The 15,182-nt window shown below is 67.3% G+C and carries 12 protein-coding genes and 1 pseudogene; all 13 read left to right on the top strand.

What is annotated here, in order from left to right:
* The first annotated feature begins 45 nt into the window (after positions 1–45).
* Complete coding sequence (locus PSEK12I1_RS0106820) at positions 46–1,533, top strand: bifunctional ADP-dependent NAD(P)H-hydrate dehydratase/NAD(P)H-hydrate epimerase (RefSeq protein ID WP_027601081.1); 1,488 nt, start codon at positions 46–48, stop codon at positions 1,531–1,533.
* Positions 1,521–1,982, top strand: coding sequence for a tRNA (adenosine(37)-N6)-threonylcarbamoyltransferase complex ATPase subunit type 1 TsaE (tsaE, locus tag PSEK12I1_RS0106815; RefSeq protein WP_007161160.1), 462 nt, complete (start codon positions 1,521–1,523; stop codon positions 1,980–1,982). Before PSEK12I1_RS0106820 ends, tsaE begins: the two co-directional genes overlap by 13 nt.
* A 38-nt stretch (positions 1,983–2,020) precedes the next feature.
* Positions 2,021–3,451 carry an N-acetylmuramoyl-L-alanine amidase gene (locus PSEK12I1_RS0106810; RefSeq protein ID WP_027598837.1) on the top strand — a complete coding sequence of 477 codons (1,431 nt, stop codon included), beginning with the start codon at positions 2,021–2,023 and terminating at the stop codon, positions 3,449–3,451.
* On the top strand, positions 3,444–5,342 hold the full coding sequence (gene mutL / locus PSEK12I1_RS0106805) for a DNA mismatch repair endonuclease MutL (protein WP_027601080.1): 1,899 nt from the start codon (positions 3,444–3,446) through the stop codon (positions 5,340–5,342). The genes PSEK12I1_RS0106810 and mutL overlap by 8 nt, the downstream gene beginning before the upstream one ends.
* 42 nt (positions 5,343–5,384) lie before the next feature.
* Complete coding sequence (gene miaA / locus PSEK12I1_RS0106800) at positions 5,385–6,365, top strand: tRNA (adenosine(37)-N6)-dimethylallyltransferase MiaA (RefSeq protein WP_027601079.1); 981 nt, start codon at positions 5,385–5,387, stop codon at positions 6,363–6,365.
* 87 nt (positions 6,366–6,452) lie between these two features.
* Positions 6,453–6,698, top strand: coding sequence for an RNA chaperone Hfq (hfq, locus tag PSEK12I1_RS0106795; protein WP_007161156.1), 246 nt, complete (start codon positions 6,453–6,455; stop codon positions 6,696–6,698).
* A gap of 20 nt (positions 6,699–6,718) precedes the next feature.
* Positions 6,719–8,023, top strand: coding sequence for a ribosome rescue GTPase HflX (gene hflX, locus PSEK12I1_RS0106790; protein WP_007161155.1), 1,305 nt, complete (start codon positions 6,719–6,721; stop codon positions 8,021–8,023).
* Between the two features lie 98 nt (positions 8,024–8,121).
* A complete protein-coding gene (hflK, locus tag PSEK12I1_RS0106785; protein ID WP_007161154.1) occupies positions 8,122–9,309 on the top strand; it encodes an FtsH protease activity modulator HflK in 1,188 nt (395 codons plus the stop codon).
* Positions 9,309–10,178: a protease modulator HflC gene (hflC, locus tag PSEK12I1_RS0106780; RefSeq protein WP_007161153.1), complete on the top strand. Its 870-nt coding sequence runs from the start codon at positions 9,309–9,311 to the stop codon at positions 10,176–10,178. The genes hflK and hflC overlap by 1 nt, the downstream gene beginning before the upstream one ends.
* Before the next feature lie 255 nt (positions 10,179–10,433).
* Positions 10,434–11,621 (top strand): ATP phosphoribosyltransferase regulatory subunit, encoded by a 1,188-nt coding sequence (locus PSEK12I1_RS0106775; RefSeq protein ID WP_027601078.1) that lies wholly within the window; start codon positions 10,434–10,436, stop codon positions 11,619–11,621.
* Positions 11,622–11,699: 78 nt separating this feature from the next.
* Positions 11,700–12,995: an adenylosuccinate synthase gene (locus PSEK12I1_RS0106770; protein ID WP_027601077.1), complete on the top strand. Its 1,296-nt coding sequence runs from the start codon at positions 11,700–11,702 to the stop codon at positions 12,993–12,995.
* 12 nt (positions 12,996–13,007) lie between these two features.
* Positions 13,008–14,270, top strand: a pseudogene (locus PSEK12I1_RS25260) (HAMP domain-containing protein); the annotation flags it as partial.
* Positions 14,271–14,456: 186 nt separating this feature from the next.
* Positions 14,457–15,128, top strand: a complete 672-nt coding sequence (locus PSEK12I1_RS25255; RefSeq protein WP_371099686.1) for a methyl-accepting chemotaxis protein — start codon at positions 14,457–14,459, stop codon at positions 15,126–15,128.
* Positions 15,129–15,182 lie beyond the last annotated feature (54 nt).

The following is a 15,182-nucleotide window of genomic DNA, read 5'->3' as shown; positions in this document are numbered from 1 at the left end:
GCAGGAGGGCCGCCTATTTTGCCAGACTCCGGAGGCTTTCCCAGCATGCACGACGAACTGCCGTTCCAGCTCTACAGCGCCCAGCAGGTGCGGGATCTCGACGCCCAACTGATCGCCGGCGGTCTGCCCGGCCTCGAGTTGATGAGACGCGCGGCGGCCGCGGCCTGGCGCTCGTTGCGCCACGGCTGGCCCCATGCCGGTGCCCTCTGCGTGCTGGCCGGCGGTGGCAACAATGCCGGCGACGGCTATCTGGTCGCGGCGCTGGCGCGCAAGGCCGGCTGGCAGGCACGGGTCTGGCACCTGGCCGATCCGACCGGACTCCAGGGGGATGCCGCCCTGGCCCATGCCGAGGCCCTGGCCGCCGGCGTGGACATCCAGCCCTGGCGCGCGGATGCCCCGCTGGAGGGTCTGGTGGTCGACGCCCTGCTGGGCACCGGCCTCAAGGGCGCGGCGCGCGAGCCCTATGCCGCGGCCATCGAACGGATCAACGCCAGCGAATTGCCGGTGGTGGCCATCGACCTCCCTTCCGGACTGGATGCCGACACCGGCGCCGCGGCGGGCCCTCTGGTGCGCGCCGATCTGACCATCACCTTCATCGGCCTCAAGCTCGGCCTGTTCACCGGCAAGGGGCCTGACCATGTCGGCAGTCTGGTGTTCGAGCCGCTGATGGAGGAACCGCAGAATCCCGCCCACGCCACCGCCCAGCGCCTGGCGCCCGGCAACCTGCCGCGGCTGGCCAGGCGCCCGCTCAATGCGCACAAGGGGCAGTACGGCCATCTGCTGGTGATCGGCGGCGACGAAGGCACCGGTGGCGCAGCCATCATGACCAGCGAGGCGGCGCTGCGTTGCGGCGCCGGCATGCTCAGCCTGGCGACCCGGCCCTCCAATGTCACCGCGGCGCTGGCGCGGCGGCCGGAGGTCATGGTCGCCGGGGTGCATTCCAGTTTCGCCGTGCTGGAACTGGCCAACAAGGCCGATGTGCTCGCCGTCGGGCCGGGCCTGGGGCAGGGCGCCTGGGGCAAGGCCCTGGCCAGTGCCGCCGCGACGCTGGACGCGGCCCAGGTCTGGGACGCCGATGCCCTCAACCTGCTGGCCGCCGGGGTGGTCCAGGCGCCGCGCGGGCCCTGGGTGATGACGCCCCATCCGGGCGAGGCGGCGCGGCTGCTGGAGGTCTCGATCAAGGACATCGAGGCCGATCGTCCCGGCAGCGCCCGCGAACTGGCGCGGCGCTATGGCGGCGTGGCGCTGCTCAAGGGCTTCGGTACCCTGATCGCCCATCCGGACGGTCGCATGGCACTGTGCGGCGAAGGTCATCCGGCGATGGCTACCGGTGGCCTGGGGGACATCCTCACCGGTATCATCGCCGCCCTGCTGGGGCAGGGGCTGGCCCCCTTCGAGGCCGCCTGCCTGGGCGCCTGGCTGCACGGCCGCGCCGGCGCCGAGCTGGGTCGCCAGGGCCGCGGTCTCGCCGCCAGCGATCTGCCCCCGGTCGCCCGCCAGTTGCTCGAGGAACTCCAGCCATGCCTGAACTGACCCTGCACGCCGCCGACGAAGACGCCATGTACGCCCTGGGTGCCCGCCTGGCCCAGGCCAGCGGCGGTCGTGGCGTACTCTATCTGCACGGCGATCTGGGCGCCGGCAAGACCACCCTGTCGCGGGGCATCCTGCGTGGCCTCGGCCACACCGGGGCGGTGAAGAGTCCCACCTTCACCCTGGTCGAGCCCTACGAACTGGCCAGTGGCGCGGTCTATCACTTCGATCTCTATCGCCTGGCCGATCCGGAAGAACTGGAATTCATGGGGATTCGCGACTACTTCACACCCGAGGCCTTGTGCCTGGTGGAATGGCCCGAGCGCGGTCAGGGCTTTTTGCCAAAGCCGGACCTGGACATTACCATTACGCCACGCGCCGACGGCCGTGATCTGCGCCTGACTAGTCATGGCGCTCACGGCGAGGCCTGGTGCGCCGCCCTCGCGCCCTAGGCGCCGATCCCTCGTTCTCCAGCTATACGGTCGCAGGCATGCGCAAGCGTTTTTTCAGGTCGGGACTCGGCCTGTTGTTGTTGATTCTCAGCAGTCAGCTGCTGGCCGCCACCCAGATCAAGGGCATGCGCGTCTGGCGTGCGCCCGACAACACCCGTCTGGTGTTCGATCTGACCGGCCCGGTCAAGGCCAGCGTCTTCACCCTCAGTGCCCCGGATCGCATCGTCATCGACCTGTCCGGCGCGCAGCTCGACGGTGGGCTGAACGAAAAGCCGCTGCGCAACACCCCCATTACCGGTCTGCGCGCGGCCCAGCGTTCGCCGGGCGAGGTGCGCCTGGTGCTGGACACCAAGGGTGCCCTGACGCCCAAGAGCTTTACCCTGGCGCCCAACAAGGAATACGGCAATCGCCTGGTGGTCGACCTCTACGACCAGGGCACCGATCCCGCCACCAGCGACATTCCCGCCACCGTCACGCCCAATCTGCCGGCCACGCCGGTGACCCCGGCGCAGCCGGCGACCCGTCTGCCGTCCAGCCCCAGCGGCAAGCGCGACGTGGTGGTGGTGATCGACCCCGGCCACGGCGGCGAAGACCCGGGTGCCATCGGTCGCGGTCGGTTGTACGAGAAGAACGTGGTGCTGGCCATCGCCAAGCAATTGCAGGCCAATCTCAATCGGCAGAAGGGCTTTCGCGCCGAGCTGACCCGCACCAGCGACTACTTCATCCCGTTGCGCCAGCGGCAGATCATCGCCCGCAAGAAGGGCGCCGACCTGTTCATTTCGATTCACGCCGATTCGGCGCCCAGTGCCAGCGCCGAGGGCGTCACCGTCTTCGCCCTGTCCCAGCGCGGCGCCACCTCCGAGGCGGCGCGCTGGCTGGCCGATGCGGAAAACCGCTCCGACCAGGTCGGCGGGGTGTCCGATGCCCTGGACAACAAGGATCCCATGCTCGCCGGGGTGCTCATGGACCTGTCCATGACCGCCACCGTGGCCTCCAGCCTGGAGGTCGGCCAGACCATCCTCAGCCAGGTCGGGCGCGCCACCAAGCTCTTGCACACGCGGGTGGAGCAGGCCGGCTTCATGGTGCTGAAGTCGCCGGACATCCCCTCGATCCTGGTGGAAACCGGCTTCATCACCAATGCCAACGAATCGGCCAAGCTGGCCAGTCCGGCGCACCAGGGGCTGCTCGCCCGGCAGATCCAGGCCGGTATCGTGCAGTACTTCCAGCACCGTCCGCCGCCCGGCACCTACCTGGCCTGGCAGCGTGAACAGCGGGGCGACAAGGTCGGCAGCGTGCGCGGCTTCGATCAGCACCGGGTGCAGCCCGGCGAAAGCCTGAGCCTCATCGCCCGTCGCTATGACGTCGATCTCTCCACCCTGCGGGCGGCCAATGGGCTGCGCGGCAATCGCATCCGCTCCGGCCAGGTATTGACCATCCCCACCCACGAACTGGCGGCCAGCAATGACTGAACCCCGGCGCATCCAGCTGCTCAGCCCGCGGCTGTCCAACCAGATCGCCGCCGGCGAGGTGGTCGAACGACCCGCCTCGGTGGCCAAGGAGCTGCTGGAGAACAGCCTGGACGCCGGGGCCCGGCGCATCGATATCGAGGTGGAGCAGGGCGGGGTCAAGCTGCTGCGCATCCGCGACGACGGCCATGGCATCCCGCCGGACGACCTGCATCTGGCCCTGGCGCGCCATGCCACCAGCAAGATCTACCACCTGGACGAACTGGAAAGCGTCACCAGCCTGGGCTTTCGCGGTGAGGCCCTGGCGTCGGTCAGTTCGGTGTCGCGCCTCACCCTGACCTCGCGCTTTCGCGGCGAAGACCAGGCCTGGCAGGTGGAGACCGAAGGCCGCGAGATGCAACCGCGGGTGCAGCCCGCCGCCCATCCCCAGGGCACCTCGGTGGAGGTGCGCGACCTGTTCTTCAATACCCCGGCGCGACGCAAGTTCCTGCGCGCCGAAAAGACCGAATTCGATCACCTGCAGGAAGTGGTGCGGCGCCTGGCGCTGGCGCGCTTCGACGTCGGCTTTCATCTGAGACACAACGGCAAGAGCGTGCTGGCCCTGCATCCGGCGGGCGATCCCCAGAGCCAGGGTCGGCGGGTCGGCGCGGTCTGCAGTCCGGCCTTTCTCGAGCAGGCCCTGCCACTGGAGCACGAGCGCAACGGCCTGCGCCTCTGGGGCTGGGTCGGCCTGCCGACCTTTTCGCGCAGCCAGGCGGATCTGCAGTACTTCTACGTCAACGGCCGCATGGTGCGCGACAAGCTGGTCGCCCATGCCGTACGCCAGGCCTATCGCGACGTCCTCTACAACGGTCGCCACCCGGCCTTCGTGCTGTTCCTGGAAGTGGATCCGGCGGCGGTGGACGTCAACGTCCACCCCACCAAACACGAGGTGCGCTTCCGCGACAGCCGCCAGGTGCACGACTTTCTCTACGGCACCCTGCACCGGGCACTGGGCGACATCCGCCCGGATGACCAGCTCGCCGTGGTGGCGCCCACCGCACCGACGCCGCTGAGCGGTCCGGCCGCCGGTGAATTCGGCCCCCAGGGCGAGATGCGCCTGGCCGCCGCCGTGTTGCACGACAGCCCTGCGCCGCCGGCCCAGCCCTTCGCCGGTGGCGGCGGGTCGGGTGGTGCCGCGCACTACAGTCCCACTCCGCAGCCCTATGCGGGTGCGCCGGTGGCCGAGGTGCAGAGCGCCTACAAGGCCTTCTTCGCACCGCTGCCGGAGGGTACCGAGGCCGCGGCCCTGCCCGCGGAGCAGGGCGACGTGCCGCCGCTGGGCTATGCCCTGGCGCAGCTCAAGGGCATCTACATCCTGGCCGAGAACGCCCAGGGCCTGATCCTGGTGGACATGCACGCCGCCCACGAGCGCATCACCTACGAACGCCTCAAGGTAGCCATGGCCAGCGAAGGCCTGCGCGGCCAGCCGCTCTTGGTGCCGGAGTCCCTGGCCGTCAGCGAGCGCGAGGCCGACTGCGCCGAAGAGCATGGTCAGTGGTTCGAGCGCCTCGGCTTCGAACTGCAGCGGCTGGGTCCCGAGACCCTCGCCATCCGCCAGATCCCCGCCCTGCTCAAGCAGGCCCAGGCGGCGCGGCTGGTGCAGGACGTGCTCGCCGACCTGCTGGACTATGGCACCAGCGACCGCATCCAGGCGCACCTCAACGAATTGCTCGGCACCATGGCCTGCCACGGCTCGGTACGGGCCAACCGGCGGCTGACCCTGCCGGAAATGAATGCCCTGCTGCGCGACATGGAAACCACCGAGCGCAGCGGCCAGTGCAACCACGGTCGTCCCACCTGGGCCCAGCTCAGCCTGGACGATCTGGACAAACTCTTCCTGCGCGGCCGCTGACCGCCCGCCGCGCCCAGCGCGGCGCCCCTTCGAGAATCCGCAATGACCGCCCCTCTGCCGCCCGCCATCTTTATCATGGGGCCGACCGCCTCCGGCAAGACCGATCTCGCCCTCGAGCTGGCGCGGCTGCTGCCCATCGAGCTGATCAGCGTGGATTCGGCGCTCATCTATCGCGGCATGGACATAGGCACCGCCAAGCCCAGCGCCGAGCTGCTGGCCGCCCATCCGCACCGGCTGGTGGACATCCGCGACCCTGCGGAGAGCTATTCCGCCGCCGAATTTCGCGCCGATGCCCTGGCGGCCATGGCCGAGATCACCGCGGCCGGACGCATCCCGCTGCTGGTGGGTGGCACCATGCTCTACTTCAAGGCCCTGCTCGAAGGCCTGGCCGACATGCCCGGTGCCGACGCCGAGGTGCGGGCCGAGATCGAGGCGCTGGCGGCCACGGCCGGCTGGGGCGAAATCCACCGGCAACTGGCCGAGGTCGATCCGGTATCGGCCGCGCGCATCCATCCCAACGATCCCCAGCGCCTGCTGCGTGCGCTCGAGGTGTATCGCGTCAGCGGCCAGTCGATGACCGAGCACCGCGCGCTGCAATTGCGCGCCAATGCCGATTCGAACGGGGCGCCCCAGACGCAATTACCCTATACTGTGGCCCAATTGATCCTGGCGCCCGGCCGGCGTGAGGTGCTCCATGCGCGTATCGCCGAGCGCTTCAGCCTGATGCTGGAACAGGGCTTCATCGACGAAGTCTCAGCCTTGCGGGAACGTCCCGATCTGCATCCTGGTCTGCCGTCCATGCGATCCGTAGGCTATCGTCAGGTGTGGGAGTTCCTGGAAGGGCGTTGCACGCAGGAAGAGATGGTGGCGCGTGGCGTTGCGGCGACGCGGCAGTTGGCGAAGCGGCAGTTGACCTGGTTGCGTGGCTGGCCCGCCGCACACACCTTCGACAGCCTGGCTTGTGACAATCTGCCGCGGATCTTGAAATGCCTGGCCGGTGACACCATATCGCCCCGCAGCTGAATCGTTTTTGTCCGCGTGTCCATGGTGGGCAGCGGAAACTGGCATGTCGCCAGATCGGTATTTTCATTTCCTTAGGAGAGCGACACGATGTCAAAAGGGCATTCGCTACAAGACCCTTACCTGAACACCCTGCGTAAAGAGCGCGTTCCGGTTTCCATCTATCTCGTCAACGGTATCAAGCTGCAGGGTCAGATCGAGTCCTTCGACCAGTTCGTGATTCTGCTCAAGAACACCGTCAGCCAGATGGTCTACAAGCATGCAATCTCCACCGTGGTGCCGAGCCGCCCGGTCCGTCTGCCCAGCTCCGAGACGAGCGAGTCGGATAGCGAATAAATAACGAGAGGAGCGCCCTGTTGTTCTTCGAGCGTCACGAAGGTGGTGAGCGGGCCATTCTGGTCCATTTGGAAGGCCTGCATCCCGAGGCGCGCGAAGATCCTCAGGAGTTCCTCGAACTCGCGCGATCGGCGGGTGCGGAGACCGTGGCGTTCGTCACGGTGAACCGCAGCCAGCCGACGGCGCGTTATCTCATCGGTACCGGCAAGGTCGAAGAGCTGCACGACCAGGTGCATGCCCATGCCGCCGATCTGGTCATCTTCAACCATGACCTCACGCCCAGCCAGGAACGCAACCTCGAAAAAGCCTTCGAGTGCCGCGTCCTCGATCGCACGGGCCTCATTCTCGACATCTTCGCCCAGCGCGCCCGTACCCACGAGGGCAAGCTGCAGGTGGAACTCGCCCAGCTCGAGCACATGAGCACCCGGCTGGTGCGCGGCTGGACTCACCTCGAGCGCCAGAAGGGCGGTATCGGTCTGCGCGGCCCGGGTGAAACCCAGCTGGAAACCGACCGTCGTCTCCTGCGGATCCGCATCCGCCAGATCCGCCAGCGCCTGGACAAGGTGCGCAGCCAGCGCGAGCAGGCCCGGCGTGGTCGGCGGCGCGCCGAGATTCCCTCGGTGTCCCTGGTCGGCTACACCAACGCCGGCAAGTCCACCCTGTTCAACAGCCTCACCGAATCCGGCGTCTACGCGGCCAACCTGCTGTTCGCCACCCTCGATCCCACCCTGCGCCGTCTGGAATTGCCGGACCTGGGGCCGATCGTGCTGGCCGATACCGTGGGTTTCATCCGCCATCTGCCGCACAAGTTGGTGGAGGCCTTCCGGGCGACCCTGGAGGAATCCAGCAACTCCGACCTGCTGCTGCACGTGATCGATGCCCACGAGGACGATCGCCAGCTGCAGATCGAGCAGGTCGAGGCGGTGCTGCACGAAATCGGTGCCGACGAGCTGCCGATGCTGGAGGTCTACAACAAGCTCGATCTGCTCGACGGGGTCGAGCCGCATATCCAGCGTGACGATGAAACCGGACGACCGATCCGGGTCTGGGTCTCGGCGCGCGAAGGCCGTGGTCTGGAGCTGGTCGGTCAGGCCGTGGCCGAACTGCTCGGCGAAGATCTTTTCGTCGGGGTGCTGCGCCTGCCCCAGCGGCATGCCCGGCTGCGGGCTCAGCTGTTCGAGCTGGGCGTGGTTCGCCAGGACGATCATGATGACGAAGGCAACATCCTGTTGTCTGTACGAGTACCCCGCGCCGAACTCAATCGACTGCTCAGCCGGGCCGGTGAAGAACCGGAAGTCTTTATCCAGCAACATGTTTTGCAATAAACCCCCGCTCGGCGCTTTTGTTCGGGCAGGGACCATCCGGTAGCATTGGTCGGCGCGCCATTTCGGCGCGTTTTCGCGTTATCAGTAGGGAGAGCGCTATGGCTTGGAACGAGCCCGGTGGCAACTCGAACAATCAAGACCCCTGGGGCGGCCGCAACAACAACGGTGGCGGCAATGGTGGACGCAAGGGGCCGCCGGATCTCGACGAAGCCTTGCGTAAGTTTCAGGACCGCATCAACCGCCTGGTCGGCGGCAAGAAGCGCTCCGGCGGCAGTGGCGGCGACAGCTTTGGCTCGGGTGGTGGCAAGGGTTTGCTGCTGCTGGGCGTGCTGCTGGTCGGCGCTCTCTGGCTGTACAACGCCGTCTACGTCGTGGACGAGCAGGAGCAGGCGGTGGTGCTGCGCCTGGGCAAATACCATGAGACGGTAGGGCCCGGCCTGAACATCTATTTCCCGCCCTTCGAGACCAAGTACCAGGAAAACGTCACCCGTGAGCGGGCCTACAGCAAGCAGGGCGCCATGCTGACCCAGGACGAGAACATCGTCGAGGTGCCACTGACCGTCCAGTACCGCATCACCAATCTCAAGGACTTCGTCCTCAACGTCGACCAGCCCGAGGTCAGCCTGCAGCAGGCGACCGACAGCGCCGTGCGCCACGTGGCCGGCTCCTCGACCATGGACCAGTTGCTGACCGACGGCCGCGAGCAGGTCGCCACCAACGTCCGCGAACGTCTGCAGCGCTTCCTCGATACCTACGGGACCGGCATCACCGTGACCCAGGTGAACATCCAGAGCGCCTCGGCGCCGCGTGAAGTTCAGGAAGCCTTCGACGACGTGATCCGTGCCCGTGAAGACGAGCAGCGCGAGAAGAACCAGGCCGAAGCCTATGCCAACGGCGTGATCCCCGAGGCCCGCGGTGCTGCCCAGCGCATCATCGAGGAAGCCAACGGCTATCGCGACGAAGTCGTCGCCCGGGCCCAGGGTGATGCCTCGCGCTTCAGCCAGCTGGCGGTCCAGTACGCGGCCAATCCGCAGCTGACCCGCGAGCGTCTGTACATCGAGACGATGCAGGAAGTGCTCGGTCAGGCGAGCAAGGTCATGGTCACCGGTCAGGCCGGCCAGAACCTGCTCTATCTGCCGCTCGACAAGCTGATGCAGAACCGTGCCCCGGCACCGACCTCGGCGATCAGCAGTGGCGCTGCCCCGGCGGCGTCGAGCGATACGGCGGCCTCGGTCATTCGCAATCTGCCGCAGTCCACCGAAGCGCGTACGAGGGAGAGCCGCTGATGAGCAATAAATCGCTGGCCGCGCTGATCGTCGTGGTCGTTCTGGGCCTTGCCGCCTGGAGCAGTCTGTTCGTGGTGAAGGAGACCGAGCGGGCGGTGATGCTGCGCTTCGGTCGTGTGGTCGAGCCCAATCTGGAGCCCGGCCTGCACTTCAAGATTCCCTACGTCAACCGGGTGCGCAAGTTCGATGCCCGCCTGCAGACCCTGGATACCCCGACGCAGCGTTTCCTGACCCTGGAAAAGAAAGCGGTGATGGTGGATGCCTACGCCAAGTGGCGCATCTTCAATGCCGATCGCTACTACACCGCGACCTCGGGTCTCAAGCAGATCGCCGACGAACGCCTGCTGCGCCGCCTGGAGGCGGGGCTGCGTGACCAGTTTGGTCGTCGCACCTTGCACGAGGTGGTGTCCGGTGAGCGGGATGCCATGGTCGGTTCGCTGACCGCGGCGCTGAACAAGATGGCCAACCAGGAGCTGGGTATCGAGGTGCTGGACGTGCGCGTCAAGGCCATCGACCTGCCCAAGGAAGTCAGTCGCAGCGTCTATGAGCGGATGAGCACCGAGCGCGAGCGGGAAGCCCGCGAGCATCGCGCCAAGGGTCGCGAACTGGCGGAAGGCATCCGTGCCGACGCCGATCGTCAGCGCCGCGTGCTGCTGGCCGAAGCCTATCGCCAGGCCGAACAGGCCCGCGGTGAAGGTGATGCCCAGGCGGCCCAGGTGTACTCCCAGGCCTACTCGAAGAATCCGGCGTTCTTCTCCTTCTATCGCAGCCTGCAGGCCTATCGCTCCAGCTTCTCCAGCAAGAGCGACGTCCTGGTGCTGGATCCGAAGAGCGATTTCTTCAAGTATTTCCAGAGTCCGGGGCAGTGAGGTCAGGGATGAACGGCGCCTAGGCTTCGCTCGTCGTTCATCCCCGATCGCCGATTTTTTCGTGTTATCATGAATCAGCCGGGGCCATCCCCGGCTTTTTTGCGTCCGTACGAAACCCGTGGAAGGGCGACGCCCTGGCTGATCCGGGTAGCAATCCACGGCAGAGCGGCTCGATCCGGCGGCAGGATTCTCCAGGAATCCACTGCGCCGACCTCGGCAGCCGCGTGCCGATCCATGACATGGAGAAGAGGCCTAATGGCTACGGTAGACCGCTGGCTGCTGCCTGACGGTATCGAGGAAATCCTGCCGCCCGACGCGGCGCGCATCGAAGGCGCTCGGCGTCGGGTGCTGGAACTGTTCCATTGCTGGGGCTACGAGTTCGTCATCACCCCGCACCTGGAATTCCTGGAATCGCTGCTCACCGGCGCGGCCAAGGAACTGGAACTGCGCACCTTCAAGGTGACCGATCCCAATTCCGGCCGCCTCATGGGCTTCCGCTCCGACATCACGCCCCAGGTGGCGCGCATGGAAGCCCATAGCCTCAAGCAGAGCGGTCCGAGTCGACTGTGCTATGCCGGCAGCGTGCTGCATACCCGTCCCCGTGCGCTGTCCACCTCGCGCAGCCCGATCCAGGTCGGCGCCGAGCTCTATGGCGTGCCCGGCAGCGAAGGGGATCTGGAAGTCATCAGCCTGATGCTCGACGTGCTCGAGCAGGCCCAGGTGCCCGACGTCCACATGGATCTGGGGCATGTGGGCATCTATCGCGGGCTGTGCCAGGCGGCCGGCGTCTCTGGCGCCAGCGAGCAGCAGCTGTTCGATGCCTTGCAGCGCAAGGCGGTCGACGAGATCGCCGAATTGACCGCCGGCCTGCCCGCCGCCGAGCGCGGCTGGCTGCGGGCGCTGGTGGAGCTCAGTGGCGATGCCATGGTGCTCGAGCAGGCGCGGCAGCGCCTGGCGGGTGCGCCCGCGGGCGTCCTGCAGGCACTGGACGAGCTGATCGCCCTGGCCGATTCGCTCAAGGGGCGTTTCCCGGGCGTGCCGCTGTATTTCGATCTGGGCGAGTTGCGCGGTTATCACTACCACACCGGGGTGGTCTTCGCCGCTTTCGTGCCGGGCACCGGTCAATCCATCGCCCAGGGCGGTCGCTATGACAACATCGGCGCCGACTTCGGCCGTTCGCGTCCGGCCACCGGCTTTTCCACCGATCTCAAGACCCTCGTCGAGCTGGGCACCGCCGTGCTTGACGAGCCACGCCGCGGCATCTGGGCGCCGGCGGGCGATGCGCCGGTGCTCTGGCAGGCCGTGCGCGAATTGCGTGCCGCGGGCGAGCGGGTGGTCCAGGCCACCGCTCATGACGACGCGGACCAGCTGCACAGCTCGGGCTGCGATCGCCGCCTGATCGAGCAGCAGGGCGCCTGGGTCGTGGTGCCCTTGAATTCCTAAACACCGGATCTGGCATCCGGGTGAACGTGAGCATCGTCGGCCTGGCCGACAGAAATCTTCCTGACAGGGGATAAGGTTATGGGTAAGAACGTCGTCGTCCTGGGCACCCAGTGGGGTGATGAGGGCAAGGGCAAGATCGTGGACCTGCTGACCGACCAGGCCGCTGCCGTGGTGCGTTATCAAGGCGGTCACAACGCCGGCCATACACTGGTCATCGATGGTCAGAAGACCATCCTGCGGCTGATTCCCTCGGGCATCCTGCGCGCCGACACCCAGTGCCTGATCGGCAATGGCGTGGTGCTCTCGCCGGAAGCCCTGTTCAAGGAAGTCGGCGAGCTGGAAGCCCGCGGCGTGCCGGTGCGCGAGCGCCTGCGCATCAGCTCGGCCTGCTCGCTGATCCTGCCCTATCACGTGGCCCTGGATCAGGCGCGCGAGAAGGCGCGCGGCGAAGCCAAGATCGGCACCACCGGTCGCGGCATCGGCCCGGCCTACGAAGACAAGATCGCCCGTCGCGGTCTGCGCGTCGGCGATCTGTTCCACCCCGAGCGTTTCGCCGTCAAGCTCAAGGAAGTGCTGGACTACCACAACTTCGTCCTGCAGAACTACTTCAACGAGCCGCCGGTGGACTTCCAGAAGACCTACGACGAGGCCATGGAACACGCCAAGGTCATGCAGCCGCTGGTCATGGACGTCGTCAGCCGTCTTCACGAGCTGCGCAAGGCCGGTGAGAACCTGATGTTCGAAGGCGCCCAGGGCACCCTGCTGGACATCGACCACGGCACCTATCCCTTCGTCACCAGTTCCAACACCACCGCCGGTGGCGTGGCGACCGGTTCCGGCGTGGGTCCGCTGTACCTGGACTACATCCTCGGCATCACCAAGGCCTACACCACCCGCGTCGGCTCCGGTCCCTTCCCGACCGAGCTGTTCGACGAAACCGGTGCCTACCTGGCCAAGCAGGGCCACGAATTCGGCTCCGTGACCGGCCGTCCGCGCCGTTGCGGCTGGTTCGATGCCGTCATCCTGCGTCGCTCCATCGAGATCAACAGCATCTCCGGTCTGTGCCTGACCAAGCTAGACGTGCTCGACGGTCTGGAAACCGTGCGCATCTGCACCGGTTACAAGGATGCCGCCGGCAACCTGCTGACCGAGGCGCCCACCGACGCCGACAGCTACATCGGTCTGCAGCCGGTCTACGAAGAGATGCCGGGCTGGAGCGAATCCACCGTGGGTGCCCAGAGTCTCGAGGCGCTCCCGGCCAACGCCCAGGCTTACATCCGCCGCATCGCCGAGCTGGTCGAGGCGCCGATCGACATCGTCTCGACCGGTCCGGATCGCAAGGAAACCATCGTGCTGCGCCATCCTTTCGCCTGATGCGCTAAAAGGATGCAGCCGGAAAAGCCCCGCCCCGCGGGGCTTTTCCATTTCTGGCGGGCGAGAGACGCTGGTAGGCCGGGGACGGCCGCTGGTCCGAAATGGCCAGCATATTGCTATGACTATTTACCGCTGAGCCTCCAGCTCCCCTCGAGCTGGCCGACAGCCTGTAAATGTCCCTTGTCGCTGGAGACCTCCATGTCGTTTCTCTTGTCGCTGCTGCGCAGTCGCCTGTTGCTGCCGGTATTCATCAGTCTTTTGCTCGCGGTCATGCTCCAGGTAGCCCTGGCGCTGTGGCTGACCCAGGATGCGGTGAAGGGGCTGCAGTCAGGCCTGGCCACCCGCCTGTCCGGCGAGTCCGAGCAGCTCGCCGACACCCTGCGCCAGGCCGGGGGCGAGGTGGATGGCAGTCTTGCCGAACTGGCGGGGCAGACCCGTGCGCGGCTGGCCGAGGGGCTTGCGCAGCGCCTGGCGCGCGAGCGGCAGCAGGTGGGTGAGACCCTGGCCGCTACCCTCAAGAGCAATGCGCAGAATCTGGCCGAGCTGCTTGCGGGCGTCGCGCCCAAGGCGATGTGGGACGCCGATGTGCCGGCCCTGTCCGACCTGGCGCGGCGGGCGCAAGGCAATCCCGAGGTGCTCTTCGTGGTCTTCCAGGACGCCCAGGGCCAGAATCTGACCCGCTATCTCAATCGCCAGGACGAGCGCGTGGCCCGCCTGCTCGCCGTGGGCCAGGGCGAGGGCGCCCTGGCCAAGGTGCTGGATGCCGCGACGCGGGATCCTTCGGTCTATCGCGTGGAGGCTTCCATCAGTCCCAATGGCGTCGAGATCGGCAAGGTGGTGGTGGGCTTTTCCACCCAGACCATCGAGCGCACCGGCGCGGCCCTGGACAAGAGCTTCAAGACCCTGATCGACGATGCCGGCGGTCTGGTCTCCAGCAGCGTGACGGCCGCGGCCAAGGGCAGTGCGGCGACCCTGGCGACGCGCCTGGAAGGCACGCGCCAGGCTGCCCTGGCCATGAGTCGCAATGCCGGTGAAACGGTCGCCACCCTGGCGGGCGCGCTGCGCTGGCAGATCGCCCTGGGGTTGATCGGGGTCGGCGTGGTGATGGTCGTGGCCGTGGCGCTGGTGCTGGGGCGCCGGGTGCTGCGGCGGATCGGCGTGCTGCAGCGGGCGCTGAACGATCTGGCAGCCGGAGAAGGTGATCTCACCCGCCGCCTGCAACTGGGGCAGGGTGATGAGATCCAGGCGCTGGGTGGCGCGGTCGATCGCTTCCTGGCCAAGCTGCAGCCGCTGGTGGGCGAGGCCCATGGCGTCGCGGCGCGTACCGGCGAGGAAATCCGCGGTCTGGCCGGTAGCAGTGCCACCGCCGAAGCGGCGGCGTTGCGCCAACGCGAAGAGGTGGCGCGTAGTCTGGAGGCCTTGTCCGGCATCGCCGCGGAAGCCCAGGGCGAAAGTCAGGCCATGCAGGGCGCCCTGCAGCAGGTGGAGGCCATTCGCAGTTCCACCCAGAGCAATGCCCGCATCGCCACCGAGGTGGCCGAAGGTATCGAGGGGCTGGTGACCCAGGTCGAGTCCGGCGCCCAGGTGATCGAGCGGCTGGCCGCGCAAAGCGAGCAGATCGAGGTGGTGCTGGACGTGATCCGCGGCATCGCCGAGCAGACCAACCTGCTGGCGCTCAATGCGGCCATCGAGGCGGCCCGGGCCGGCGAGAGCGGACGTGGCTTCGCGGTGGTCGCCGACGAGGTGCGGGCGCTGGCCAGCAAGACCCAGGAATCCACCGGCAGCATCCGGACGCACATCGCCGGTCTGCAGGAAGGCGCGCGCGAAGCCGTCGCCGCCATAGGCGCGGCGCGCCAGCAGGCCGGCAGCGGGCTGGCGGTGCTGCGCGACAGCAAGCGCATCCAGCAGGATGTCCACCGCGCCGTGGATCAGGTGCATGCCAGCATGACCACGGCTGCCCAGGCGGCCCAGCGTCAGGCGGAGGGCGCCGCGGCGGTACGCCAGCGGGTCGAGGTCATCCATGGCGAGACGCTGCGCGCAGCGGAATCGGTGGCGGCCACTGCGCACAGCAGTCGGACTCTGGCGGAGCTGGCCGCCCAGTTGCGCGGCAGTCTGGGGCAGTTCAAGGCGTAGGGGAGGGCCCCACGCCTTTTCGCAGGCAAGAAAAAACCGGCCGAAGCCGGTTTT

Source organism: Pseudomonas sp. MOIL14HWK12:I1 (assembly GCF_000510705.1).
In the GTDB taxonomy this organism is placed as follows: domain Bacteria; phylum Pseudomonadota; class Gammaproteobacteria; order Pseudomonadales; family Pseudomonadaceae; genus Chryseomonas; species Chryseomonas oryzihabitans.
The sequence above is the reverse complement of the archived record's forward strand: the minus strand, read 5'-3'. Positions and strand labels throughout refer to the sequence as shown.

What these genes read in the sequence shown, in the direction of transcription:
- PSEK12I1_RS0106820 (WP_027601081.1), top strand. Translation starts at nt 46, where the DNA reads ATGCACGACGAACTGCCGTTCCAGCTCTACAGCGCCCAGCAGGTGCGG.
- tsaE (WP_007161160.1), top strand. Translation starts at nt 1,521, where the DNA reads ATGCCTGAACTGACCCTGCACGCCGCCGACGAAGACGCCATGTACGCC.
- PSEK12I1_RS0106810 (WP_027598837.1), top strand. Translation starts at nt 2,021, where the DNA reads ATGCGCAAGCGTTTTTTCAGGTCGGGACTCGGCCTGTTGTTGTTGATT.
- mutL (WP_027601080.1), top strand. Translation starts at nt 3,444, where the DNA reads ATGACTGAACCCCGGCGCATCCAGCTGCTCAGCCCGCGGCTGTCCAAC.
- miaA (WP_027601079.1), top strand. Translation starts at nt 5,385, where the DNA reads ATGACCGCCCCTCTGCCGCCCGCCATCTTTATCATGGGGCCGACCGCC.
- hfq (WP_007161156.1), top strand. Translation starts at nt 6,453, where the DNA reads ATGTCAAAAGGGCATTCGCTACAAGACCCTTACCTGAACACCCTGCGT.
- hflK (WP_007161154.1), top strand. Translation starts at nt 8,122, where the DNA reads ATGGCTTGGAACGAGCCCGGTGGCAACTCGAACAATCAAGACCCCTGG.
- hflC (WP_007161153.1), top strand. Translation starts at nt 9,309, where the DNA reads ATGAGCAATAAATCGCTGGCCGCGCTGATCGTCGTGGTCGTTCTGGGC.
- PSEK12I1_RS0106775 (WP_027601078.1), top strand. Translation starts at nt 10,434, where the DNA reads ATGGCTACGGTAGACCGCTGGCTGCTGCCTGACGGTATCGAGGAAATC.
- PSEK12I1_RS0106770 (WP_027601077.1), top strand. Translation starts at nt 11,700, where the DNA reads ATGGGTAAGAACGTCGTCGTCCTGGGCACCCAGTGGGGTGATGAGGGC.
- PSEK12I1_RS25255 (WP_371099686.1), top strand. Translation starts at nt 14,457, where the DNA reads ATGCAGGGCGCCCTGCAGCAGGTGGAGGCCATTCGCAGTTCCACCCAG.